Genomic DNA, 24,787 nt, shown 5'->3' on the forward strand with positions numbered 1-24,787 from the left:
ATTATATGTAAAAGAATAATTGGTAATTTTTACATCGCTGAAAAAGCTTGAGCTTCACACTATGTGAAGCTTTACATTATTGGAGGTAAGAACAGGAGGATGAAAAAGTGAAAAAAGCAGTAAAGTTTTGTTTAATAGCTACATTATCTACAACGATTATTAGTGGATGTTCTTTTGAAGGTGGTAATGAAAATGCAAAAGGGAAAGAGAGTGAAAAGGTAGAGGTACAGAAAAAAGTTGGAAAATATACGATGCCAGATGAAAAAGATAAACATGAAGGTACATGGTTACAATGGCCACATGAATACACATATGGTGAAGAGTATAAGCAGGAAGTGGAACCGATTTGGATTAAGATGGCAAGTGCATTAACTGAAGGTGAAAAAGTCCACATTGTTGCATACGATGAGGAGGAGAAAGAGCGCATTAATAAGCTTTTGATAGATAAAGGACTGAATATGGATAAAATTGATTTCTTTATCTCGCCTACTGATGATGTATGGGCAAGGGATAGTGGACCAATTTTTGTTTATGACAATAATAAAAATCTCAAAATATTAGATCCAGCATTTAATGGTTGGGGGAAGAAAACTCCTTATAAAAATGATGCTCGTATACGTGAGAATGTTAGTAAACAATCAGGGATTGAAAGAATTGATTGGGGAAAGTTTGTCCTTGAAGGTGGTGCAATTGAATTAGACAGTAATGGGACTGCTTTATTAACCCGGAGTGCTGTGACGAATAAAAATAGAAATCCTGATTTATCAGAAAAGGACATTGAAACATATATTAGTGATCTTGGGGTAACAAACTTTATTTGGTTAGACGGAGTGCCTAATTTAGATATTACTGACTTTCATATTGATGGATTTGCTAAATTCCATGGTAAATCTACGATTGTAACGATGAAAGAAGATGACCTAGCCGAATGGGGTTTGTCAAACAAAGATATGGATACATTGTTAGATGCAAAAAATGCTTTAGGAAAGAAATATAAGTATGAATACTTACCGCTTAGTAAAGATAAAGTTGCTTTAGAAAATGGAAAAACTCTCGATTATAAAGGATCGTATATCAATTATTATATTGGGAATACAGTAGTATTGGTTCCTAATTATAATGATCCGAATGATAAAATCGCAAACGATACGATTCAGAAGTTATACCCGGATCGTAAAGTAGTTGGCATTGATGTGAGAGAGCTTTATAAAAATGGTGGCATGATTCATTGTGTTACACAGCAGCAGCCTATTAGTTTGAAATGATGGATTGGAATTTATAATCTTTTGAACAAAATAGGTGAAATATTCCCTTCACTTATTTTGTTCAGCTGTATGATTTATAACAAGAGTGAAATACAAAATATTTTAATGTAATGATATAAGGATTTTAAAGTCACTTTTTGTTAATGCTCGATTGGTTCAACAAATAATCAGTGTGGGATGGATACCTCCCACTAATTAAAGTTTCACTTTATATAAAAAGGAGAAAAAGGTTTGTGTTAAAGAATTTAAAAATAGTATTTTCGTTTTTCCCTATCGTTCTACAGTACATTATAAATGTAGCTTTGATCTGTTTGGGAATTGTTTTAAGTGTGTTTCTTATGAAAGAAGTCTTTCAATTTATACAAGAATTGAAATTGAGTGGTGAGGAATCAAGTTATCATTTAATTGATAGTATTGTCGTATTCTTTTTATATTTTGAATTCATCGTAATGATTATAAAGTATTTTCAAATGAATTTTCACTTTCCATTACGTTATTTTATATATATAGGTATTACGGCTATTGTTCGTCTCATTATTATAGACCATGATAGCCCAATGGATTCGTTGTTATATGCCTGCGCGATTCTTGTATTAATTAGTGCTTTATTCATTGCAAATTCTAAAATAATGCGTCGTGATTTAGAAGAGTGAACATTTGTTGTTTAAATCAAAAAAAGATGTTTTATCTTTTCGTAAAAAGGAGTAACCGTATTGAAAGAAATAATTTTAACCAGTTGTCTAATGATAGGGTTTATGATTCTATTATTCAATTGTATACTTTCATAATTTAAAAGGATAAAAAGTAAAAAAGGAAGAGGATTTTGTAAATATGGTACATTACAATAATCAAAATAGTTTACATCAAATATTTACATTAAAGGGGACAGTTATAAGAGATATTTTCCCGCAAATTTTATTATATATATGCGTTTCAACGATAGTAACTGTGATTCATTATTATTATGTAGAAATAAAAATGAATCAAACGCCTTGGGTAATTGTTGGAGGGGCTTTAGGTCTACTGTTAGTTTTTCGTACTAACACTGCTTATGATAGATATTGGGAAGGTAGAAAGTTATTTGGCACAATTGGTGCTTGTAGTAGAAATTTAGCAATTAGTTTTTTATGTTATTGGGAGTCTAAAGAGGAACATACGGATAAGGAAAAACTAAAATTTTTACATTTATTAATTGCTTTTCCCAAGTTAGCGAAAGGACATTTGAGAGACGAAAAAGATTTATCTGAAATAAAATCATTGCTTGATATTTGTTCTGAGAAGGAAAGAGAAATTTTGGCTGAGTCTATTCATTTACCGATTAGTATAGTTTTTATGTTAAAAACTATACTATCAAAAGGTTTGAAAACGGGTCAAATTCATCCAAATGCAATAATTAATATGGAAACTGATTTGAATAATTTGCTTACGGCTGTGGGGGGATGTGATCGTATCAAAACGACACCTATTCCTTTTGCCTATTTTGCGCATATAAAAATTTTATTGCTCATATTTTGCGGGACTTTACCGATTGGTCTTGTTGATAGTCTTGGCTGGGTTACAGTACTTGCAACTATGTTTATCAGTTTTGCGTTTATTGGTATTGAAGCGATAGGAGTTGAAATTGAGGATCCATTTGGTCAAGATCCAAACGATCTTCCGCTTGAAACAATTTGCATAGGGGTAGAGACGAATTTAGTGAATTTATATAATCAAAACGCTCTATTAGAGTTCGTGGATTTGGAACATGATAAAAAAATCATCTAATCCTTTATTGTGTATGACGATTGCATTTTTAATGTGGTCATGAAATACAGTGTTTTAAAATCTTGTCAAGAGTCAGTTTACGGCTTAACGACGGCTTTATATTTTTTATATAAATATATAATATTTCTCCGTGCTATAATCCATTCATGAAATGTGCACGTTTCAAAAATTGTACTGAAAAGAGAAATGAATTGGGGAAGAGTTGGATGATTGAAAACAGTTATTCAATCATTATTAAAAAGCGAGGTAAATAATATGGAACAAAAATATAATGGAATTATTTTTACTGCAATACCAGATAAATCGAATGAATATTATCGCCCATTTTATGAAGATCTAATTTATTTTAATGAATATTTAAATGAAAATAAAGCATTTACTGATCAACTTCTATCTTTATCTGTTGAGGAGCAAGGCTTTCATACAAGCTCTTTTGAGTATGATGATATTTGGCTAAGAGATGTTGCACCAGTTGTAACAAGTCATCTAGTTAAATTTAAATATCGCCCAAATTATTTACCGAAAGATCAAGGGCGATATTTAGATCAACAATTTAATAAATGGTTGAAAAAGAATGACTTTGAATATGTAAAATCTCCATTGATATTAGATGGTGGAAATTTGATTTGGAATAAAAAAGATACTGTTATATTAACAGAACGCATATTTGATGATAATTATGATTGGACGGAAGAAGAAATTATAGAGCAACTGGAATGGGATTTAGATGTGAGCCGAGTTATTATTATTCCTGCTGAAGAAGGAGATGTACTTGCACACGCAGACGGAATGGTTAAATTTATTGATGAACATACAATGTTTATTAGTGATTTTCTTGGGGATCGTGAATTTAGATATAGTGTTCAAGAGATTATTCAAGAGCAAATGCCAGAAGCTGAATTTATAGTTGTTCCGTCATCATATACAGAAAAGGGGCAATATGATCAAGAAATAGCATCGGCAAAAGGTTTATATATAAATATGTTAGAAACATGTGATACGCTTTACGTTCCTAAGTTTGGACTAGCTAAAGATAAAGAAGTATTACGATATATTCAACAGTATACGGAGAAGGAAGCTATTCAAATTCATGTGGGAGAAATATCGACAATGGGAGGCGCAATGAATTGTTTAACGTGGTACTGTCCACTTCATTTGTTACCTTCAAATATGAAGAGATTGAAAAATCAGAATGAGGATTTTTCAGTTAGGAAGATTTTTGATTGGTTTTAAAATAAGCTTATAAGAAAATGTATTCAAGGGGTAAGTATATGTATACAATTACTGAATTTTCGCGGATTTGTAAAATGAGTACACGGATGCTAAGACATTATGACAAAGAGGAGATATTAAAACCGGCATATGTGAACCCGGAAAATGGGTATAGATATTATGAACAAGGGCAGTTAGAAATAGCGTTAAAAATTAAAAGGCTAAGAGAGTATAAGTTCCCTCTACCGAAAATTAAAATAATTCTTCAGTCATCAGATCAAGATTCATTTATTAAACATATGCAAGCGCAAATTATAGAGTTGTCTCATGAGGTGAAACAAAATTTACAAGTTATTTCTGAAATGAATGAAATGGTAAGTATGAACAATGGTTTAAATATCGCTCGTCATAGAAGTTACGATATATTAATTGGAATGAGAAATGAAATAACGGTAATTGCTCAAAGATTACAAATAGATATAGAGGATATGGATGATTATTTTTATGACTTATATGAAAATATACAAAAGAATAACTTTCAAATAGTCGGTTCGCCCTCTACAGTCTTTTATGATGAAGAGTATATTCCAAATCATAGTGATATTGAATTAAGAATTCCGATTATGGATGAGGATAATAAAGGTGTATTACAAGAATGTGAAATAAACAAGCTAAATCAGCATCAAATTGTTACTACTATGCATTATGGTAGCTACGACTATATAGGTTATGCTTATATGGCATTAGAAGAGTGGATAGAAAGGAACGGTTATATAATAGATGGTCATCCATATGAAGTTTATATAAAAGGGCCTGAATGTGATTGTTTAGTAGAAGAGTATGTGACACAAATTTGTTTTTTAGTTACGAAAATAGAATGAGAATAAGGATTGACATTAACATTATGTCAATCCTTATTCTATATACGAAAGTAATTTATCATAATAAAAAGGGGAAAGAGTATGAAAAGAAAAATTTTACTTATTTGTCTGATTCTAAGTATGGTATGGATTTCGGCATGTACTCCTGGAGTAGGAGAAGGGGAGAATGGTAGCGCTGTTCTACCTAATCAGTTACCTAAAAATGTAGTATTTAAAAATGGTACAATCTATACTTCAAATGGAAAGCAAGACATCGTAGAGGCTGTAGCCGTTAAAGAAGGGGAAATTACATTTGTTGGTTCAAACAAGGATGTAGAGGGATTTATAAATGAAGATACGAAAGTGGTGGATTTACAAGGGCGTTTTGTCCTCCCTGGTTTTGTGGACAATCATAATCATATATTTGAAGCGAAATCACCAGCAGCAGGGAATTGTAGTGTCTCACCAGATGCTTCGCTGCAAGAACAACGCTCGTATTTAAAAGCGTGTAAAAAAGATGTAAAGACAGGGGAATGGATAAGCGGAACTGGATTTAGTTTAGAAGAGCTGTTAAAAGATATGGACGAAAAATCAGAACAACAAACTCCATTACAAGTTCTAAATGAGTTATTTCCTAATAATCCAGTATTAATTATGGAAAGAACCTCTCATTCTGTATGGGTTAACTCAAAGGCACTCGAGTTAGCGGGAATAAATAAAGATACGAAAGATCCACAAGGCGGAAGAATCATTCGGGATCCAGAGACAGGAGAACCGTTTGGGATTCTTTATGATACAGCAGGAGATATCGTGATGGAAAAAGCATGGAATTCCCAGCCGAAACTCTTTGAAAAAAATTATGAAGGTTTGCTGGATGGATTAAATGAGGTTGCGAAGAATGGTATTACTACAGTTGGCGATGGCCGTCTTTATTGGAAGCGAGGCTGGTTAGACGTTTGGAATAAAGTAAATGACGAAAAAAAACTAACAACGCGAGTAGTACTTCGTCCATGGGTATATCCGAATTTAAATGAAGCAGAACAAATGGAGTATTTCAAAAAAATTAAGCGAAATGATATATCATCTCGAATGCTTATTAATCAAGTGAAAATGTATAGTGATGGAATTAGCATTAACAGTACAGCTAAAATACTAGAAAAATATAAATTTGAGTGGTTTAAGGGAACACCGTATGGTTTGAACTATATTCCGGAAGAAAAAATGAAATGGTGGTTGACGGAGCTTAATAAAATTGGTTACGGTGCACTCATTCACACAATTGGGGATGGTGGAGTAAGAGAGAGTTTAAATGCGATTGAAGCAGCGAAAAAAGAAGGAGCGAATCAGCCTTATACGCTTACGCACGTAGAAATGGTAGAAGATAGTGATATAAAACGCTTTGCTAAATTAGGTGTTAGCGCTGATTTCCAAGTAGGTCATGATTTTGCAGAAGATCCTAAACAAAGCTGGGCAAGTACGTATTTTTCAGATCAACAGATGAAACGAATTATGCCGTTAGGGCGAATTTGGAAAACAGGTGCAAATGTATCGCTTAGTAGCGATTGGGATGTAAACGAACTGAGTCCACTTGTGACGATTTCAAATGCATTAAGTATTGATGAAAAGGGTTTATCTGATGTATATGCAGCTATTGATGCTTATACAATTAAGCCAGCAAAAGCATTAGGCCTTGATAATATCACTGGTTCGATTGAAGTAGGGAAATCGGCTGATATGGTATTACTAGATGAAGATATTACTAAAATGAGTGCTGATAAGATTCCGAATGCGAAAGTTTTGGTGACGGTTTTACAAGGAGAACTAGTGTATCACAAGGAGAAATAAAGAGTTGTTTTATGAAGGTGCTTCAAGAAAATGAAAATATTTCTGTTGACCTTAACACGATGTCAAAGTTTAGACTGAACTTACATTCGAAGAAGGGGTGAACAGGTATGACAAAAAGTTTATTTTATATGCCTGCTGAGTGGGAGAAACATGAGGGGACATGGCTCCAATGGCCTCATAATAAAACGCATAGAGGTGAAGGTTACAGAGCTAAGCTAGATGATATTTGGGTAGCGATGGCAAAGGAACTTCATTACGGAGAAACTGTGCATATTGTTGTATATGATGAGAAAGAAAAAGTACATGTCCAATCGAAGTTAATAGAAGCGAAAGTGGATATGGATAAAATTGATTTTTTAATTGAAAAAACGGATGATGTTTGGATAAGAGATAATGGGCCGATCTTTGTGAAAGATAAAGAGGGAAATCTCCGCCTAACACACTGGGTATTTAATGGTTGGGGGGATAAATATCCGTATGAAAACGATGCTATTATACCAACGAAAATAAGTGAAAGGTATAGTATTCCAAAAGTTGAATCTAGTGTCTGTATAGAGGGCGGGGGAATTGAGGTGAACGGAAACGGGACCTTAATGGCAGCGAAAACTTCTATTATAAATGAGAATCGAAATCCTACACGAAGTCAGAAAGAGATTGAAATAGAGTTGACCAAATATTTAGGAGTAACGAATTTTATATGGATAACCGGTATTCGCGGTGAGGATAATTATGATGAAGATACAGATTATCATATTGATGGGGCAGCACGTTTTGTAAATGAAAATACGATTCTTTATGAATATGATCCTTTCGGGGAAGGCGAGTCATATCTTTTGGAGGCGTACGAAAAGCATTATCAAGAATTGCGACAGGCAAGAAATATAGATGGAAAGCCATTTCAGCTCATACCAGTACCGGTGACAAGAAAAGTGGTAAAAGAAGCAGACTGTAAGGGCTCATATTTAAATTTTTATATTGGAAATGAAGTTGTATTAGTTCCTATATATGGCGATGAGCATGACAAGTTAGGGCTTCAAATCATTGAAGGGCAGTTTCCGGGAAGAAGAATTGTCGGCATTTATGTAAATGAACTGTTTGCATATGGTGGCATGATTCACTGTGTGACGCAGCAACATTTAGCATAAAGTGATGCAAATGAAAAAAGCATGCAGAGTATATACTCTGCATGCTTTTTATAATGCTGAAAACTCTTCAACAAGTGAGCTAAAACGATTTAGTGCACTTTCAATCGGTTCTGGTGTAGTTAAATCAACACCAGCTTTTTTCAGTAAGTTTAATGGATAGTCAGAACTTCCACCTTTAAGGAACTCAATATAATGTTTTTGAGCATTTGGATCACCGCTTAATAATTTGTCGGCAATTTGGATTGCAGAAGCGAATCCAGTTGCGTATTTGTACACGTAAAACGGACGGTAGAAATGAGGTATTCTAGCCCAGCCGTATTTTACTTCTTCGTCAAATACGAGGGAGTCACCATTATACTCTCTGAACAAGTTTTCATAAACTTCGCTAAAGACTTGGGCATTTAATGGTTTGCCTTGCTGTGCCATTTCATGTGTGATTTTTTCAAACTCAGCGAACATGATTTGTGTAAAGAAAGTGCCTTTAAATTTCTCGATGAAATGGTTTACTAAATGGTTGCGTACATCAGCATCTTTTGCTTCTTTTAATAAATGATGAATTAATAGCACTTCATTTACTGTAGAAGCGACTTCTGCGACAAAGATAGTATAGTGTGCAGAAATTCTTGGTTGGTATCCGTGTGAATAATGCGTATGCATACCGTGACCACATTCGTGAGTAAGAGTGAAAAGACTATTTAAATCATCGTGATGATTTAAAAGAATGAAAGGATGAACACTGTATACACCAAAGTTATAAGCGCCGGAACGTTTTCCTGGCGTTTCTCTCACGTCGATATAACGTTTATCTTTAAAGCTTTTTAATGTTTCGATATACTCTTCACCTAAAGGAGCTAGTGATTCAATCATTATGTCAAACGCTTTGTCATATGGAATGTCTTGTTTTACACCCGCTACTAAATCAACGCTCATGTCGTATTGGCGTAGTTCATCTACATTTAATTTTTCTTTTCGAAGTTCATTATAGGTATGTAGTGATTGAATGTTTTTCTTGGTCGTATCAATTAAATTTTCATAAACTTCTTTCGGGACCATGTCGCCAAATAACGATTTTTCTAAAGCTGATGGATAGTTTCTTAGCTTTGAAACAGTAACATTATTTTTAATCGCAGCAGATAAAGTAGAAGAGATAGAATTCTTTAATTGAACGTATGGCTTGTAATAAGCTTTATAGGCTTCTTTACGTTTTTCGCGGTTCTCATCTTCAATTAACTTTGCATACATTCCGCGCGTTAAAGTAACTTTTTCTCCATCATCAGTCGTAATTTCACCAAATAGGATATCAGCATTATTTAACATACCAAAAGTATGCTGCGGGGAGGAGAGTGCTTCGCCCATTTGTGATAAAATCTCTTCCTGGTCCTTATTCAATACGTGTTTTTTATAACGGTATAATTCAAATAAGTCTTCTTTATAGTATTGTAAACCTTCTGCTTCTTCTATGTACGCGTGCAATGTGTTTTCATCTACGCTAAGTAAGAATGGGGAAAAGAAAGATTTAGCCGCACTTACTTTCACGTGTAATTGTGACACTTTATCGACAAGAGATTGGGCGTCAGTATCGCGCGTATCAAGATCAGATTGTAACCGTGCATAAGCGAACATTAAAGATATTATGCTAGAAATTTCTTCACTCTTTATTAAATAAGCTAATAAGCTATTACCATCGTAAATATTTCCATTAAACTCGTGTAATTCTTTCGTTAATACTTCAATTTTATGAAAATCACTTTCCCAATCTTCAATTGTATGGTAAATATCCGTTAAATCCCACTTCTCTTTATCATCTACTTGTAGTCGATCTTTAAGTTCAGTCATAGTCATTTCCTTTCTAAATATGTAGTTATATTCCTATATAACTATGAAATACAACAAATTGCAAAAAATCCCTGCTGAAAATTGAAAAGCCTTGCTAAAATGGCAAGGCTTAAAAAATCATAATGTAATTCCGAATTTTGAATGTAAAAGATTCTTATATTGCACATCTGTAACGTTTTCTTTCGTTTTTTTACCGTTTGTTGCTATTGTCAGACTATCCTTTGTTAAAGATGCATGTCCATTTTCAGTTAGTTTTACGATAAGAGGTACTTTGTTAAATGGTGAGCCCTCATGCTCAACAATAATTTTTTGTGCTGCATTTGCTTTTTCTTCAGCCACTTCTTCTATATAAAATGCATAGCCTAACGTCCAATCATCAGCAGAAGATTGATCCAAAAACTCATTGTTTTTACGCATCTCTAAAATATAGTTTCCCTTTTCGGTCATTTCTTTACGAATACGATAATCTCCTGTAACGGAGTGAATGACTTCACCTGAGAAAGGGACAGGTGCAAGAGGTAAGTATGATCCGAATCCAACCTCAATTAAATAAAATTCATTATGATGTGTTAAAACGGTTGCGATATGGCCAGAATCAACAGCCCATATAGAATTTGCAGCATTGTACACTGTTCCTGAAACGAGATGAACATCAAATCCAGCGTCTTTAAGGAAGTAATACATAGTAGGATTGAGTTCATAACAAAGACCACCACGGCTGTTTACTAAAATTTTCTCTTTCAAATTTTCTTTTGATATTTCTTTAAAATTCTTTTCGAGAATATTTAAGTTTTCAAAAGGAACAGTTTGTGCCATTGCGTACATAATGTTAGATAAATCTTCAAATGAAACTTTGTGTTTTTCTTCTATATGTAATCTTGCAAAAAATTGTTTTTGAAAGTCGGTCATAGAAATCCCTCCGTTATGCTTTTATAGGTAAATTGTAAACAATCTTGAATAGGATGTGAAATTAAAACTACGTTGAATATTTGAAGTGAGACTAAAAATAATGTGGGAGAGTGAGAGATTGCTACTTTACTAACAGTGGAACGAATATTATAATGATTCTGATAAACTATGCAAACGTTTTCTTGGGAGGGGATGGTGTACAGATGTTGAAAAGAATAACAATAGTCGGATTGTCAGTTTTTTTGTTTTTACCTGGTATATATGGGGAGAGTAAGGCGTATGCAGATACAGTTAACAATGGGACGTTAATGCAATATTTTGAGTGGTACGCTCCGAATGATGGGAATCATTGGAATCGTTTGCGTACTGATGTTGAAAATTTAGCTCAAAAAGGAATTACATCTGTTTGGATACCACCTGCATATAAAGGAACTACGCAAAATGACGTAGGATATGGAGCATATGATTTATATGATTTGGGGGAATTCAATCAAAAGGGAACAGTGCGGACGAAATATGGGACGAAAGCACAATTGAAATCTGCAATTGACGCTTTACATAAGAAAAACATCGATGTATACGGTGATGTAGTTATGAATCATAAAGGTGGGGCTGATTATACGGAAACTGTCACAGCAGTTGAGGTAGACCCGAGCAATCGAAATGTTGAAGTATCAGGTGATTATGAAATTAGTGCGTGGACGGGATTTAACTTTCCAGGGCGTGGAGATTCTTATTCTAATTTCAAATGGAAATGGTATCATTTTGACGGAACGGATTGGGATGAAGGAAGGAAATTAAACCGAATTTATAAATTTAGGGGCATAGGTAAAGCGTGGGACTGGGAAGTGTCTAGCGAGAATGGGAATTATGATTATTTGATGTATGCGGATCTTGATTTTGATCATCCAGATGTTGCGAATGAAATGAAAAAATGGGGAACGTGGTATGCGAAGGAATTAAATTTAGATGGTTTTCGTTTAGATGCTGTTAAACATATTGATCATGAATATTTGCGCGATTGGGTAAATCATGTTAGACAGCAAACGGGGAAAGAGATGTTTACAGTAGCTGAATATTGGCAAAATGATATCCAGACTTTAAATAATTATTTAGCGAAGGTCAATTATAATCAATCTGTGTTCGATGCACCACTTCATTATAATTTTCATTATGCTTCAACAGGAAATGGAAATTATGATATGAGAAATATTTTAAAAGGAACGGTAGTTGCGAATCATCCTACACTTGCGGTTACTCTAGTTGAAAATCATGATTCACAGCCTGGTCAGTCATTGGAATCTGTAGTGAGCTCTTGGTTCAAACCGTTGGCATATGCATTTATTTTAACGCGTGCAGAGGGATATCCTTCTGTTTTCTATGGTGATTATTATGGTACAAAAGGAAATAGTAACTATGAAATTCCAGCGTTAAAGGAAAAAATTGATCCGATTTTGACGGCACGAAAAAACTTTGCATATGGTACGCAGCATGATTATTTTGATCATCCAGATGTGATTGGCTGGACAAGAGAAGGTGATAGTGTACATGCTAATTCTGGTTTAGCAACATTAATCTCTGATGGACCAGGAGGGTCAAAGTGGATGGATGTTGGAAAGAATAATGCAGGGGAAGTATGGTACGATATTACGGGTAATCAAACAAATACTGTAACAATTAATAAGGATGGTTGGGGACAGTTCCAAGTAAGTGGAGGATCAGTTTCCATATATGTTCAGCGGTAGGTTTCCCCCTTCTTTTTTACATGCTGCATAGTTATAAAGGTATGACACCTTTACTTCTCAGAAAACATATAGTATGATGATTTCAGTAAATTAGATTTCAATGACTATAATATAAATTAATGAGAGGTGCTTTTTTGTGAGTGCGGTAGGTACTAAATAGGAAAAATTTAATGAAATAAATCGGATAAGACCAGGGGATTTTTATGTATATCATACCCCTAATTTTGTCATGGATTTATTTCGATACCTATGAAGATACCTACAATACTTTATAAAGCGTGTAATAGGAGGATTGCCATCCGTTTTTTATGGTTTATTTCCTCATATGTTATTACACATGCCTTGTAAATGTAAAAGCTGCGGTATCCCCGCAGCTTTTTTGTATATATTTTTAATGTATAAAAATGGTAATTTAATAATGTAGAACTCATTGGAATCTAATGAGTAGGTATCTTCATTTATGATAAAAATCAATCATAGTGAGGAGAAACAAAATGAATACGATGACTTTTGAAAAGTTACAATATAACGAATTAAAGGATATAGTGAAATCTTATTGCGTAAGTGGATTAGGTAAGGAATTATTAAACAAATTAGAGCCGAGTACGAGTATAAAAGTAGTGAGGAATCGATTGAATGAAACGACAGAAGCACGAGCGATAGTAGATGCAGAAGGACATGTGCCTTTTTTTGGAATATCCAATATCGCGAGTACAATTCAAAAATTAGAAAAAGGGATGATTTTAGATCCAGAAGAATTAGTAAGTGTTTCAGACTTTTTACGTGGATGTAGAAAGATTAAAAAATTTATGTTAGATAAAGAATTTTTTGCGCCAGTATTAGCTTCTTATGCAAATTCAATGACTGAATTTAAAAGTATTGAAGAGGAAATTAACTTTTCGATTAAAGGAAATAGCATTGATGCAGCGGCGAGTAAAGAGTTAAAACGAATTCGAAATAGTATTGATTCCGTAGATGGGAAAATAAAAGAACGTTTAACGAAGTTTTTAAATAGTAGTACAAATAAGAAGTATATTCAGGAATTCTTTATTAGTAAGAAGGATGATAGGTATACGATTCCAATTAAATCTTCTTATAAAAATCAAGTTGCGGGAAGTATAGTTGAAGCGTCCGCTAAAGGTTCTACTGTATTTATAGAACCGCATACGGTTACAAAGTTAAATGCAGAACTCGCAAGTTTGAAAGCAGAAGAAGCGATGGAAGAGTATCAGATTTTAGCGACTTTATCAGGAATGGTAGTAGAAAATATTTATCATATAAAAATTAATATGGAATTGATTAGCCAATATGATATGGTATTTGCGAAAGCGAAGTTTAGTAAATCAATCGATGGAATAGAGCCGAAATTAAATGATCATGGCTACGTTCATTTAGTAAATTGTAAGCATCCGCTTTTAACAGGGCAAGTTGTACCGTTAAACTTTAAAATCGGTCAAAACTATCGTAGTTTAATTATTACAGGACCAAATGCAGGCGGAAAAACGATTGTGCTAAAAACAATCGGACTACTAACATTAGCGACAATGTCAGGTCTGCATATTGCTGCAGATAAAGAAACAGAAATTGCTATTTTCGAAAATGTATTTGTAGATATTGGTGATAATCAAAGTATCGAAAATGCACTCAGTACATTTTCATCTCATATGAAAAACTTATCTGAGATTATGAGGATGTCAAATAATAATACGTTGCTATTATTTGATGAAATAGGAAGTGGGACTGAACCGAATGAAGGGGCAGCGCTTGCAATTTCTATTTTAGAGGAGTTTTATCTTGCGGGATGTATTACAGTTGCGAGTACGCATTACGGTGAAATTAAACGCTTCTCAGAAATGCACGATGATTTTATGAATGCAGCGATGCAATTTAATAGTGAGACGCTAGAACCACTTTATAAATTAGTAATCGGTAAATCAGGTGAAAGTAATGCACTTTGGATTGCAAATAAAATGAATGTAAGAGAACATGTACTAAAAAGAGCGAAAGAGTATATGGGGAATAAAGAATATCGTTTTGAAAAACTGAATGAAAGCAAAATTAGAAAACCGAAATTCGTGCAAGAAAAAAGCGAAAATCATTACGAGTATAAAATCGGCGATCGTGTAAACTTATTAGATTATGATGATTTTGGTATCATCTATAAGGAAATAGATAATTTTTATAACGTCGTTGTATATTATAATGGTGAATTCGTTGAAGTAAATGTAAAACGTATTACTTTAGAGGTAGCAGCAAAAGAATTATACCCAGAGGGATACGATTTAAATACACTATTTGTCGATTATAAAGAAAGAAAAATGCAGCATGATATTGAGCGCGGATCGAAAAAAGCGCTTCGTAAAATTGAAAAAGAAATAAGAAAGAACAGAGGATAAGTTAAAATGGTAACGATTAGACAAGAACAACAAAATGATTATAGAAAAACAGAAGAAGTTGTACAACAAGCATTTTTAAATGAAGAATTTAGTGATAAAAAGGAACATGAACTTGTAAAGCGTATTAGAGAATGTGACGCGTTTGTTCCTGAGTTATCTATCGTTGCGATAGATGAGGAAATAGTCGGTCACATTATGTTATCGAAAATCACGATAGAAAAGGATGGAGCTTCTGTAGATTCATTAGCGCTTGCGCCAGTATCAGTTGCTAGGGGGCATCAGAAGAAAGGGATTGGCGGAAAACTAATCGCAGTTGCTTTAGAAAAGGCGAAAGAACTTGGATACGGGTCAGTTGTAGTGTTAGGACATCCAGAATACTACCCGAAATTTGGTTTTAAGAAAGCAAGTGAATGGAATATACAGGCACCATTTGAAGTGCCAGATGAAGTGTTTATGGCGATGGAATTAAGGGAGAATGCTCTTGAAGGTGTAGAAGGAATTGTACAATATTCGAGTGCTTTTGCTGAGTAGGAGTATCGGTTAAGAAATGTAATCATAAAAGATGCTATCTTTTTGTTGGGATATACAGAAAGGTAGCGTTTTTTTATTAAGAATATTTACTTACGTATATTTTGCTCAATGAATAATTAAGATGGTAAAATTGATATAGAAATGTAAAGGGAGAGAATATGATGAATAAGCGAGAAACCGATAGCAATGAGAATGTAGTTACGTTATATGTTACAAGACACGGTAAAACAATATTAAATACGAACCATCGCGCGCAAGGTTGGGCAGACTCTCCGTTAGTAGAAAAAGGTGTGGAAGTTGCCACAAATTTAGGAATAGGATTAAAAGATATTCATTTTACTACTGTGTATAGTAGTGATAGTGGCCGCGCGATTGAAACTGCTAATTTAGTATTAAAATATAGTGAGCAATCAAAATTGAAACTTGAGCAAAGAAAAGCTTTACGAGAATTAAATTTCGGTATTTTTGAAGGTGAAAAGCTTGAAAATATGTGGGATGCGGTTGGAAAAGCTGCGGGCGTTGCATCACCAGAAGAACTTATGAAGTTTTCTATTCAAGAAGTGATTAATCTTATTAGAGCAGCAGATCCTACGAAAGAGGCGGAAGATTGGGAATTATTTTCTACTCGTATAAAAGCAGAGATTGATAAAATTAGTGAGGAAGCTGCTAAAAACAGTGGCGGTAACGTTTTAGTTGTCGTTCATGGGCTTTTGATTACTACCTTAATAGAAATGTTAGATAGTAGCAAAACAAAACTTGGAGTGGAAAATGCTAGTGTGACGAAGATTGTATATCAAGATGGAACATACACAGTCGAGTCGGTTGGAGATATGAGTTATGTTGCAAAAGGGAAAGAAAGTGTGGAAATATAAAAACTTTCATATAGAAATAAGAAAAGGAAGGTAGAGAAATCTAGCTTCTTTTTATTTTTCAGTATATCATTTGTTAATTAAAATCGGAATATTCCGTTAAAAATGCACCGTGAAAATTATTGTGATGGTATAGTTAGAGAGTAGGAATAACAAATTGTTTTGCAGCCTATTGAAGGGGTATTAGTCTAGTCTTACATTTTATCTCGAAATTTAAGTAAGTTTACGAGAAATAAAACATAGTAAGGAACGTGTGAATATGGATCGAATATATTTTGTGGACAACCCGTGGCCTAATGGTCATCGAATTGTTAATTTTAAGTGGAGTGCACATTTTAAATATGCAGAGGAAGAAGAGTTAAATGGTGTAGCTGGTTTGTATTTTGATTTGCATTTAGAGACTGCGGATTATGATGAGGAAGATTTGGATGAAGAAGATGAAGAGAATGAGGAAGAAGATGATTGGCACGCGAAGATTGTATGGAACAATTTCCATAGCTGTACTTTGTCATCAGAAGAATGGGATTTTAAAGGGTTTCGTGTAGGAAGTGATGAGGTGCCTTTTGATTTGGATATGCTAAATGGAAAGAGATTTGCAATTGATTTTTTATCCGAGGATGAGCAGAAGGACTTAGATTTAGAGTTAACTGCATTTGACGTTTATTTACTTGGACATGATGCGTCAGCCTTTCATAATATTAAGTTTACTAGATTAGAAGGGCAGACATATCAAATTGAATGGAAAGGGAAATTGGCACTAGCGTATATTGGTGATTATGAATTTAAATATGATTTTCATACACTAATTTCCTCAACATCATTTAGTGGAATTAATATTCCTAATGACATAAATGATCATGAGGCGCATGTTTTGCTAAAAAGATTTGTTAGTAATCCAGTATTGTTTGAATTGCAACATGATAATGGGGATAGACGATTTGTATTGAAATAAAAATATATTGTTGTCTTTGCGAAATGTATGAGTAAAAGGCTACTGTATTCGAAATAGTTAACAACTTAAGTGTCGGAAAATGTAAAGAAAATGATACATAGTATGTGATTTATGCTCAGTTCTAAGAAGAAAAGAATATTAACAATTATATGGAGAAGTGATTATGTTGATTAAATTCGTTCATTTGTTATTTGGAAAACCGTGTGAAAAAGGTGATTCGTTCCAAACTAAGTTTCCACGTTTTATTTATTGGAGTGCAGTTGTATTTTATTTTTTTGGAATGATATTCTTTGGGATTTTTTCTTTTATTGATACTGTATTTATTGGATCGTTGATATCGGGAGGTTTGTTCTTTCCTTTAATATTTAGATTCATTTATTTTATAAACTTAAAAATGAGGGGCCTAGAAAGAGAAGTATAGACAGAAAAAATATAATTGAAAAGAAACGAAATTGAACATTAATAGCATTAAAAAAGGAAGCAAAGAAATACATTCTAGCTTCCTTTTTTTATTGGAACGATTATGGGATTAATAAAATCTTCCCTGTACTTTTTCTGCTCTCTAATAATTCATGGGCACGGGCACCGTCTTGTAAAGAGAATGTAGTAGGACTCGCGATGTTTAATTTTCCACTAGCGATCCAATCAAATAATTGAGTAGAGCGCTGCTTACGTTCTTCAAAAGTAGTAAGCACGTTCCACAGGTCTCCGCCAGTTAAAGTTTTTGAAGTATCCATAAGCATACGCGGATCAACGGGTGCAGGATTACCGCCAGCCATTCCGAAAAATATGACAGTACCACCAATTTTAGTAGCGTTAAAACTTTCCTCAAGTGTAGAGCCTACTGATTCATATACAACATTTACTCCAGCACCGTGAGTTATTTCAAGTACCTTGGTATGCCATGCGTCAGTATATAAAAATACTTGATTGGCACCAGCTAATGTAGCTATCTGTGCTTTTTCTTTTGATGACGTTAGGCCGATTACCTTTCCACCCAGTAGTTTAATCATTTGAATAAGAAGTTGCCCAACGCCACCAGCTGCGGCATGAACTAAAGCTATATCACCTTGTTTTATTTGATAGCTATCTTTCGTTAAATAGTGTGCTGTTAGACCTTGCAATAAGACAGAAGCAGCTGTTTCAAAAGAGATAGAATCTGGAAGCGGGATTGCTTTTTCAGATGGAACGGCAACTAATTCTGCATTTGCGAATGGAACGTCAGCAAATGCAATATGGTCTCCAGCATTGATAGTAGTAACGTCAGCTCCTACTTTTTCAACAATCCCAGCCCCTTCATAACCTAATATATAAGGTGGGTTGCCAGCGAGATGATAATCACCGCGGCGTCTATAAATATCAGCAAAATTTAAACCGATTGCTTTCGTACGGATAAGAATTTCATTTGGATTTATGATTGGATCGTGTATTTCTTTATATTGTAGTACATCTGGACTTCCAAACTGTTCGAAACAAAGTGCTTTCATATGGAATACCTCCATTATATTGTTTGTCGATGCTCTTTATCATACAATATAAATATCAATAGACAAAGAGGATTATTTCGATGAAATCAATCGGAAATACCGATTGAAAAGAGGGATGATAAATGGAGATAAAACAATTAATTACATTTAAAGTAGCGGCAGAGACTTTGAACTTTACCCAAACTGCGAAGAAATTAAACTTTGCTCAATCGAGCGTAACGGCGCAAATTAAAACGTTAGAAGCTGAGCTCGGTACGCCGTTATTTGAAAGATTAGGGAAACGTCTTTTTTTAACTGAAGCAGGAAGGAAGTTTCAATTATATGCTGATAAGATGATTGCACTCAGTAATGAAGCGAAAATGGCTGTGAAAGATGATGAAGAAATAGCAGGTACGTTAATAATCGGTGCGCAAGAAAGTCAATGTACATATAGGCTCCCATCTATATTAAAGAGGTTTAAAGCACAATTTCCACAAATCAAACTTATCTTTAAACCAGCGCATTCCAATAAAGATGCGAAGGAACAATTGATGGAGGGGAAAGTTGATCTTGCATTTATTTTGGATGAATGTAAAACGGAAGATGCTTTGCATGTGGAGCCACTTATGAAAGAAGAATTAAAAGTAGTAGCTGCTCCAGGGCATCGTTTACTCGAGCGACCTTCCGTTTCTATAAAAGATTTAGAGAAGGAAACTCTTTTGTTAACAGAACTAGGGTGCTCATACCGGACTTTATTTGAAGAGCTGTTTCGTACAGAAGATGTGTATCCAGCGAATAAGATTGAGTTTGTAAGTGTCGAGGCAATTAAACAATGTGTCATTGCGGATTTAGGTATAGCAGTTTTACCAGCAATAGTAGTAGAAAAAGATATACGAGAGGGAACGATAAAAGAGTTGCAACTAGAAAATACTATCAATCCAATTTTTACACAAATTGCTTGGCATAAAGATAAATGGATGACAGCACCGTTACAACAATTTATTGATGTAACAAGGGAGTTTTTTACAACGGATTAAGTGGAGAAATATTTATTTTATATAAAAGAAAAAATGGCACTTTTGCATAGAGAGAACCGATGCTTGCATGTAACAAGTATCGGTTCTTTTATGTTTTAAATAAAGAATGCTATAAAATGTGTATTTCTCAACTTTTTTTCTTACAAGGATAAGTAAATTTCTTCGTATATTCCAATAACCATAAGGGAATTTACAACGTTTATTCGTTTCTGTAAGATGCCTCTAGGTGGAATGAAAGGAGGGGCGTACATAGGGGATAGATTGTCTTTATTATACGTACTTATTTTGAGGGAGGAGATTTACAATGTTTAAAAAGCTAATGAAAGTATGTGTGTTAAGTATAGCTAGTGTAGGGGTATTATTTAGTTTTCAAGGAAGTACATTTGCAGCTACCGATCTTAGTAGTTATTATGACGGGAAAAATCCAGCAACAACGAAAGTATACGGAGGCAGTACAACGTGTGATGCAGATGGATTTAATGCAAAGTCTACAGCGGTGTACGAAGGTAGTAAAAAAGTAGGGACAGTATATTTACGTTACAGTAATAAATGTCACGCAGCATGGTCTAAGCTTGTTTTAGATCAACCAGCCCCTTCTGTTTCTGGAGGGATATATGCTTACGCTGTTATTAATAAATATAAAAACGGTGTATTTCAAAAATCAGTAGACTCTAATAGTGGTAATGGAGCAATTAAAACAGGTCAAACGAGTACGTATACAGGAATGGTATTTGATTTAACTGCTGATTTTGGTTATACAGCTGATGCTGAAGCGGTGACGATTAATAATGGTTACGGGAAAACTGGACGTTATTAATAAAGGAGTGGAATTCTATGAAACTTTTTAAAAATGTGGGCGCATTTCTTTTTCTATCTGTGTTCGTTTTAACAAGTATGTTTAGTACGACCAGTAGCGATAAAGCATATGCAGAAGACCATTCGTATGATGGGAAAAGTCCTTACTATAATAGTTGTGATCAATCAGCAGTAACGAAAGAAAAGAAGTGGATTGATTCAAATTCTTATGTAGAATTAAAATTTAGCACGACGTGTAAGACAGCATGGGCAAAAGTTACTGTAACCCGCCCAGCAGTTTATAATAATGAAGCTGATGCAAGGATTGTTAGAAAAACAGATGGAAAGGCATATACTTGCGGAAGTGCTGGAGGAAATGGTGTTGTAAATAAAGGGCAAACATCATGCTATACACCAATGGTATATGATTTAGATCCAAGAAAGGCACAAGCGCAAGGGAAACATGCTATTCCGAATAGTGATGCATATAATTATGCGGAGACAATTTGGTATTAATATAATACATGTGTTAAGAGCTATTATTTGATATAAAAATGAAAGAGCCTTACTGCATTTTATCCCGCATTAACGGGCAGTAAGACCCCCACCTCAAAATTCAGCGAAAGCAAAGAAGTTAGATGGGGGATCAACTGCCCGTAAAAGCCCGATTGGTTCAACTAATAATCAGTGGGGGATGAACAAAGCCCCCACTGATTAAAGTTTCACTTTATTGTGGTAAGGTTCTTTAAAGTTGTTTAATAGTTTAAGAACAGTTATTTACAATGATATATCTTTATAATCACTTTTAAGTATTGCCATAATAATTTCATCCGAGTATGTATCGTTATAAAATAAAGATTGACGTAAGGTTCCTTCTTTTACAAACCCAACTTTTTCATAAGCTCTAATTCCGCGTAAATTATGGCTAAACACTTCTAACTGTAAACGATTTAATGATAGTTGTTCAAAAACAAAACTTAAAACTATTTTAATAGCTTCAGTTCCATAGCCTTTTCCTGTTAATGACATAGAAAGCATCGATATTCGGAAGCCTGCTCTTTTGTTACCCTCATCGATATCTAAAATCGACAACTCTCCAATCATTTCGTCATTGCTTTGTAAACAAATAGCAAAATCGTAGCGACTCGAATCATTATTTATATGAGCTATATGTGTCTTTATTTGTTCCAATGAAAAAGTAGGTTTGGTTCCAGTCATATAACGTATCTCTGTATCCATCGTACTTTCTAATATAATTGGGGCATCTAGTTCGCAAAGAGGTCTTAAATAAATTCTTTCACTCTCTAATCTCATTATAATTTTCTCCTTAAGTTTGGTGATAGAGTATATAAATATTTTTGCTCTACATGGAAGAAGAGTTTTATTTTGTGTATTGTTTGAAAAGTATGTGTCTTACTTTGATGTTACATGAATTTTATAATGATATGGTATACCTAAAACAAATAATAAAAGTTTTATACATAACAAAATGCATCCACGAGTTTTTTATAGATATTTTAAGCTGAAAACAAGCATGTACCATTAATCTGCATCGTAGTTCAACAAGAATTAAATTATTTTATCGTCACTTTAAAAGCGCATGTTTTTATCGTTTTTCAAAATAAGCCCTTTCTTTTTGTTATTTATTCTTCCTTTACGAATAGTAAGACTCCACATTCGAATTGCGAATGAAGCAAAGTAGGTAGGTGGAAGTGGGCTCACTCATAAAAGCCTGATTTTAGTATGGATGTTCCTTTAGTGTTTTTGGGATAATTTAACATGAAATATTTTCTTTTATCCAAATTTATGCTGTAATTAAAACAAAGGAGCTAAGTAAATGGGGAATGAGATTAAACGATATGTAATATGTACTTTAATATTTACATGGACACTTTGGGGGTTATTAATTAGCTTGATAAGATTAAACATTACGACATTTGGTACACCGCTAGCGATGATACTATTTGTTTTCGGTGGGATTATGCCGGCAATCATTGCGATTAGTCTAAAGAAAAAATATGGATCACAAGAGGAGTTTAGAAGTTTCATTAAAAATATTGTAAATCCTAAACATCACTTTGCATGGTATATTCTAATCATTATTCTAGCTTTTATTAGCTGTTATCTTCCAACAATATTTGGTGGAGAAAAGGTGCAAAAACCATTATACGTGGCATTACTTAGTTTTCCAATAATGATCGTTGGTGGTGGTCTTGAAGAAATTGGATGGAGAGGATTCTTACAACCTGCCCTTCAGAAAAGATTTTCGGCATTTTTTAGTACGGTTATTGTGAGCTTTATATGGGCAATTTGGCACTGGCCGTTATGGTTTATTCCAGGCACGAATCAAACTCAAAGGGATTTTATAGCCTTCATAATTACGACAATTGCTGTGTCTTTCTTACTTACTACAATTTTTAACGTAACTAAAAGTATTTTTATGTGTCTAATTTTTCATGCGCTTCTTAATTCTTTTTGGAGTGTGTACGTGCCAAATGATAAAGTGTTACCAGCAATTCCAACTTTAATTTTCGGAATTTTCGTTTTTATGGTGTATAAAGTCGTAATAAAAAGAAAGAACCTTTTATTGATTAAGTAACTCAAATAATAAAAGGAAAAATATTAATATATTTTTTATGGATATGAAACTAATCAATAAGAACACGACACAAACATAATTAAAATAACATACAAGTTTGTGCCGCAAAAAAATTGCAGAACTATAAACAACATCAAAAAGAATGAAGAGCCTTTTCGTATATAAACAATGCTAACGACAGTTATAGTAGTTGAGTTGTTAGAATTAACTAAGATCTGTATCAGGAGGAGTGTATCCAAGATGACGAGTCATTGATACAATTTGTCCTTTATGGTGAAACTCATGAGTCTCTGTATGAGTTAAAAGCCATAGCGGAGTTGTGCTCCAAGGCTCTTTTTGCCATTTCACTTCATTTGCTATATTTTCGAGCCACCGGTCATTGTATTCATCTAAAAAACGTATTACAACCTCATCTACTAACTTAAATCTATCACGGACTTTCTCGATATCTGCATGCTCAATTTCATAATCACTAGCAAATGAAAAATCTGCCCGTTTTTGCTTGAATGCGAATGATCCAAGCCAGTATCGGTAGCAATCGGCTACATGAATATGCGTCTTTATAATGCTACCGCTTCCGAAATTTGGAACAGTGCTATGTAATTTTTCTAGTGGGATTTCTCCCAAAAATGTAAATAGAGTTTCTCTTGTAGAGCTAATAAGATTATATTGTTGTTTTAACACATGTAACATGAAATTAACACTCCTCTTTTATTTACTAAACTATTTGTGTAGTAAGTAATTCTATATATACGAGAGGTGAACCTTTTTATTATTTTTACTAAGCATATTAGATGTATTTCTTCATTGTTTCTGATAGATTAAACAAGGTGAAACTTTAATACATTGAACATTTTTAGTTCATAATAAATTGTACATCAAGAAGGAGAACGATAAAATGAATAGACTAGTTGGTTTAAAACAATTTGAAATAACGCGCGGTGCATTACTTAAATTTATGGAAACGTTAGATGATAAAACTGCGGATACGCAGCCAGAGGGATTTAATAATACAATTCGTTGGCACATTGGTCATGTGTTAACAGCAGCGGAAACATTCATGTTTGGAAGAGAGTTTAAACAATTACCAACGGAATATCCAGGTATGTTTGGATATGGATCAAGACCGTCTAAATGGAAAACAGAAGGACCGTCATTAGAAGTATTAACGGCCCAATTAAAAGAACAAGCAAAACGTATTAACGAAATTCCAGCAGAAGCATTTGAAAATAAACTTCCAGAGCTATTCCTAGGATTGGAAACAGTAGGGGAGCTATACGGTATGATGCTTTATCATGAAGCAGATCATATTGGGCAAATGAAGGCGATGGAACGTATTATTAAGGCTCTTTAGTTTTTGGTAAAGTTTAATTGCATATAAAAAACGAAATTACAAATGTTTTGTCAAAATTGAGGTGTAAGTAGTTACAACCTTATTTTTCACAATACAGGTGTAATGTGAAATAATATATAAACAAAAAGGGTAGATAATTTATTATCTATCTTTTTTTGTTGTTGAACTTCTTGAAGGATTATGAACGCTTACCATCGTGATACTGAT

The 24,787-nt window shown here is 33.9% G+C and carries 23 protein-coding genes; 18 read left to right on the forward strand and 5 right to left on the reverse strand.

Annotation, left to right across the window (positions count from 1 at the left end):
• Nucleotides 1-107: 107 nt before the first annotated feature.
• From QCI44_RS10435 to QCI44_RS10465, 7 genes are all read left to right on the forward strand, one after another.
• A complete protein-coding gene (locus QCI44_RS10435; RefSeq protein WP_016086919.1) occupies nucleotides 108-1,265 on the forward strand; it encodes an agmatine deiminase family protein in 1,158 nt (385 codons plus the stop codon).
• Between the two features lie 233 nt (nucleotides 1,266-1,498).
• Complete coding sequence (gene psiE / locus QCI44_RS10440) at nucleotides 1,499-1,918, forward strand: phosphate-starvation-inducible protein PsiE (RefSeq protein ID WP_016086920.1); 420 nt, start codon at nucleotides 1,499-1,501, stop codon at nucleotides 1,916-1,918.
• 178 nt (nucleotides 1,919-2,096) lie between these two features.
• Nucleotides 2,097-3,029: a bestrophin family protein gene (locus QCI44_RS10445; protein ID WP_016135085.1), complete on the forward strand. Its 933-nt coding sequence runs from the start codon at nucleotides 2,097-2,099 to the stop codon at nucleotides 3,027-3,029.
• A 255-nt stretch (nucleotides 3,030-3,284) separates the two neighbouring features.
• Nucleotides 3,285-4,262: an agmatine deiminase family protein gene (locus QCI44_RS10450; RefSeq protein ID WP_088084152.1), complete on the forward strand. Its 978-nt coding sequence runs from the start codon at nucleotides 3,285-3,287 to the stop codon at nucleotides 4,260-4,262.
• 38 nt (nucleotides 4,263-4,300) lie between these two features.
• A complete protein-coding gene (locus tag QCI44_RS10455) occupies nucleotides 4,301-5,122 on the forward strand; it encodes a MerR family transcriptional regulator (RefSeq protein WP_016086923.1) in 822 nt (273 codons plus the stop codon).
• 81 nt (nucleotides 5,123-5,203) lie between these two features.
• Nucleotides 5,204-6,946, forward strand: coding sequence for an amidohydrolase (locus QCI44_RS10460; RefSeq protein ID WP_016135083.1), 1,743 nt, complete (start codon nucleotides 5,204-5,206; stop codon nucleotides 6,944-6,946).
• A 107-nt stretch (nucleotides 6,947-7,053) separates the two neighbouring features.
• Nucleotides 7,054-8,091, forward strand: coding sequence for an agmatine deiminase family protein (locus tag QCI44_RS10465; RefSeq protein ID WP_016135082.1), 1,038 nt, complete (start codon nucleotides 7,054-7,056; stop codon nucleotides 8,089-8,091).
• 48 nt (nucleotides 8,092-8,139) lie between these two features.
• Here QCI44_RS10465 and pepF read toward each other — a convergent pair whose 3' ends face one another.
• Together pepF and QCI44_RS10475 are read right to left on the reverse strand one after the other, a co-directional pair.
• Nucleotides 8,140-9,927 carry an oligoendopeptidase F gene (gene pepF, locus QCI44_RS10470; RefSeq protein WP_353811108.1) on the reverse strand — a complete coding sequence of 596 codons (1,788 nt, stop codon included), beginning with the start codon at nucleotides 9,925-9,927 and terminating at the stop codon, nucleotides 8,140-8,142.
• A gap of 117 nt (nucleotides 9,928-10,044) precedes the next feature.
• Complete coding sequence (locus tag QCI44_RS10475) at nucleotides 10,045-10,836, reverse strand: arylamine N-acetyltransferase family protein (protein WP_016086927.1); 792 nt, start codon at nucleotides 10,834-10,836, stop codon at nucleotides 10,045-10,047.
• Nucleotides 10,837-11,039: 203 nt separating this feature from the next.
• Between QCI44_RS10475 and amyS the strand changes: the two genes are divergently transcribed.
• The 6 genes from amyS (at nucleotide 11,040) to QCI44_RS10505 (ending at nucleotide 17,750) form a co-directional block, all read left to right on the forward strand.
• On the forward strand, nucleotides 11,040-12,581 hold the full coding sequence (gene amyS, locus QCI44_RS10480) for an alpha-amylase (RefSeq protein ID WP_353811109.1): 1,542 nt from the start codon (nucleotides 11,040-11,042) through the stop codon (nucleotides 12,579-12,581).
• Nucleotides 12,582-13,075: 494 nt separating this feature from the next.
• On the forward strand, nucleotides 13,076-14,977 hold the full coding sequence (locus tag QCI44_RS10485) for an endonuclease MutS2 (protein WP_088084053.1): 1,902 nt from the start codon (nucleotides 13,076-13,078) through the stop codon (nucleotides 14,975-14,977).
• A gap of 6 nt (nucleotides 14,978-14,983) precedes the next feature.
• The gene (locus tag QCI44_RS10490) at nucleotides 14,984-15,508 is read left to right on the forward strand and encodes a GNAT family N-acetyltransferase (RefSeq protein ID WP_016135079.1); all 525 of its coding nucleotides are present in this window, start codon (nucleotides 14,984-14,986) and stop codon (nucleotides 15,506-15,508) included.
• Between the two features lie 161 nt (nucleotides 15,509-15,669).
• Nucleotides 15,670-16,380, forward strand: coding sequence for a histidine phosphatase family protein (locus tag QCI44_RS10495; protein ID WP_353811110.1), 711 nt, complete (start codon nucleotides 15,670-15,672; stop codon nucleotides 16,378-16,380).
• A gap of 256 nt (nucleotides 16,381-16,636) precedes the next feature.
• Nucleotides 16,637-17,329, forward strand: coding sequence for a hypothetical protein (locus tag QCI44_RS10500; RefSeq protein WP_016135077.1), 693 nt, complete (start codon nucleotides 16,637-16,639; stop codon nucleotides 17,327-17,329).
• A gap of 163 nt (nucleotides 17,330-17,492) precedes the next feature.
• Complete coding sequence (locus tag QCI44_RS10505; protein ID WP_016135076.1) at nucleotides 17,493-17,750, forward strand: hypothetical protein; 258 nt, start codon at nucleotides 17,493-17,495, stop codon at nucleotides 17,748-17,750.
• Nucleotides 17,751-17,850: 100 nt separating this feature from the next.
• On the opposite strand, the gene QCI44_RS10510 is transcribed toward QCI44_RS10505, so the two are convergent.
• Nucleotides 17,851-18,816, reverse strand: coding sequence for a quinone oxidoreductase family protein (locus tag QCI44_RS10510; protein ID WP_353811111.1), 966 nt, complete (start codon nucleotides 18,814-18,816; stop codon nucleotides 17,851-17,853).
• A 122-nt stretch (nucleotides 18,817-18,938) separates the two neighbouring features.
• On the opposite strand from QCI44_RS10510, the gene QCI44_RS10515 reads away from it, so the two are divergent.
• The 3 genes from QCI44_RS10515 to QCI44_RS10525 all read left to right on the forward strand — a co-directional run bounded on the left by QCI44_RS10515 (nucleotide 18,939) and on the right by QCI44_RS10525 (nucleotide 21,143).
• Nucleotides 18,939-19,832 (forward strand): LysR family transcriptional regulator, encoded by an 894-nt coding sequence (locus QCI44_RS10515; RefSeq protein ID WP_016135074.1) that lies wholly within the window; start codon nucleotides 18,939-18,941, stop codon nucleotides 19,830-19,832.
• A 304-nt stretch (nucleotides 19,833-20,136) separates the two neighbouring features.
• Nucleotides 20,137-20,649, forward strand: coding sequence for a DUF2690 domain-containing protein (locus QCI44_RS10520; protein ID WP_016135073.1), 513 nt, complete (start codon nucleotides 20,137-20,139; stop codon nucleotides 20,647-20,649).
• Between the two features lie 17 nt (nucleotides 20,650-20,666).
• Entirely contained in the window at nucleotides 20,667-21,143 is a 477-nt protein-coding gene (locus QCI44_RS10525) for a DUF2690 domain-containing protein (protein WP_016086937.1), read from the forward strand.
• A 261-nt stretch (nucleotides 21,144-21,404) separates the two neighbouring features.
• On the opposite strand, the gene QCI44_RS10530 is transcribed toward QCI44_RS10525, so the two are convergent.
• Nucleotides 21,405-21,941: a GNAT family N-acetyltransferase gene (locus tag QCI44_RS10530; protein WP_001235426.1), complete on the reverse strand. Its 537-nt coding sequence runs from the start codon at nucleotides 21,939-21,941 to the stop codon at nucleotides 21,405-21,407.
• 523 nt (nucleotides 21,942-22,464) lie between these two features.
• Here QCI44_RS10530 and QCI44_RS10535 point away from each other — a divergent pair.
• Nucleotides 22,465-23,226 (forward strand): CPBP family intramembrane glutamic endopeptidase, encoded by a 762-nt coding sequence (locus QCI44_RS10535; protein WP_098486107.1) that lies wholly within the window; start codon nucleotides 22,465-22,467, stop codon nucleotides 23,224-23,226.
• A 204-nt stretch (nucleotides 23,227-23,430) separates the two neighbouring features.
• Here the strand turns inward: QCI44_RS10535 and QCI44_RS10540 are convergent, their stop codons facing one another.
• Nucleotides 23,431-23,919: a DinB family protein gene (locus tag QCI44_RS10540; protein ID WP_016135070.1), complete on the reverse strand. Its 489-nt coding sequence runs from the start codon at nucleotides 23,917-23,919 to the stop codon at nucleotides 23,431-23,433.
• Nucleotides 23,920-24,124: 205 nt separating this feature from the next.
• On the opposite strand from QCI44_RS10540, the gene QCI44_RS10545 reads away from it, so the two are divergent.
• Nucleotides 24,125-24,580 carry a DinB family protein gene (locus QCI44_RS10545; protein WP_016086940.1) on the forward strand — a complete coding sequence of 152 codons (456 nt, stop codon included), beginning with the start codon at nucleotides 24,125-24,127 and terminating at the stop codon, nucleotides 24,578-24,580.
• Nucleotides 24,581-24,787: the final 207 nt, after the last annotated feature.

This window comes from Bacillus cereus group sp. RP37, assembly GCF_040459695.1.
Lineage (GTDB): Bacteria > Bacillota > Bacilli > Bacillales > Bacillaceae_G > Bacillus_A.

Bases quoted from the DNA above. Each gene is read 5' to 3' on its own strand.
- QCI44_RS10445 (WP_016135085.1), top strand. From the start codon at position 2,097: ATGGTACATTACAATAATCAAAATAGTTTACATCAAATATTTACATTA.
- QCI44_RS10450 (WP_088084152.1), top strand. From the start codon at position 3,285: ATGGAACAAAAATATAATGGAATTATTTTTACTGCAATACCAGATAAA.
- QCI44_RS10455 (WP_016086923.1), top strand. From the start codon at position 4,301: ATGTATACAATTACTGAATTTTCGCGGATTTGTAAAATGAGTACACGG.
- QCI44_RS10460 (WP_016135083.1), top strand. From the start codon at position 5,204: ATGAAAAGAAAAATTTTACTTATTTGTCTGATTCTAAGTATGGTATGG.
- QCI44_RS10465 (WP_016135082.1), top strand. From the start codon at position 7,054: ATGACAAAAAGTTTATTTTATATGCCTGCTGAGTGGGAGAAACATGAG.
- pepF (WP_353811108.1), bottom strand. From the start codon at position 9,927: ATGACTGAACTTAAAGATCGACTACAAGTAGATGATAAAGAGAAGTGG.
- QCI44_RS10475 (WP_016086927.1), bottom strand. From the start codon at position 10,836: ATGACCGACTTTCAAAAACAATTTTTTGCAAGATTACATATAGAAGAA.
- amyS (WP_353811109.1), top strand. From the start codon at position 11,040: ATGTTGAAAAGAATAACAATAGTCGGATTGTCAGTTTTTTTGTTTTTA.
- QCI44_RS10485 (WP_088084053.1), top strand. From the start codon at position 13,076: ATGAATACGATGACTTTTGAAAAGTTACAATATAACGAATTAAAGGAT.
- QCI44_RS10490 (WP_016135079.1), top strand. From the start codon at position 14,984: ATGGTAACGATTAGACAAGAACAACAAAATGATTATAGAAAAACAGAA.
- QCI44_RS10495 (WP_353811110.1), top strand. From the start codon at position 15,670: ATGAATAAGCGAGAAACCGATAGCAATGAGAATGTAGTTACGTTATAT.
- QCI44_RS10500 (WP_016135077.1), top strand. From the start codon at position 16,637: ATGGATCGAATATATTTTGTGGACAACCCGTGGCCTAATGGTCATCGA.
- QCI44_RS10505 (WP_016135076.1), top strand. From the start codon at position 17,493: ATGTTGATTAAATTCGTTCATTTGTTATTTGGAAAACCGTGTGAAAAA.
- QCI44_RS10510 (WP_353811111.1), bottom strand. From the start codon at position 18,816: ATGAAAGCACTTTGTTTCGAACAGTTTGGAAGTCCAGATGTACTACAA.
- QCI44_RS10515 (WP_016135074.1), top strand. From the start codon at position 18,939: ATGGAGATAAAACAATTAATTACATTTAAAGTAGCGGCAGAGACTTTG.
- QCI44_RS10520 (WP_016135073.1), top strand. From the start codon at position 20,137: ATGTTTAAAAAGCTAATGAAAGTATGTGTGTTAAGTATAGCTAGTGTA.
- QCI44_RS10525 (WP_016086937.1), top strand. From the start codon at position 20,667: ATGAAACTTTTTAAAAATGTGGGCGCATTTCTTTTTCTATCTGTGTTC.
- QCI44_RS10530 (WP_001235426.1), bottom strand. From the start codon at position 21,941: ATGAGATTAGAGAGTGAAAGAATTTATTTAAGACCTCTTTGCGAACTA.
- QCI44_RS10535 (WP_098486107.1), top strand. From the start codon at position 22,465: ATGGGGAATGAGATTAAACGATATGTAATATGTACTTTAATATTTACA.
- QCI44_RS10540 (WP_016135070.1), bottom strand. From the start codon at position 23,919: ATGTTACATGTGTTAAAACAACAATATAATCTTATTAGCTCTACAAGA.
- QCI44_RS10545 (WP_016086940.1), top strand. From the start codon at position 24,125: ATGAATAGACTAGTTGGTTTAAAACAATTTGAAATAACGCGCGGTGCA.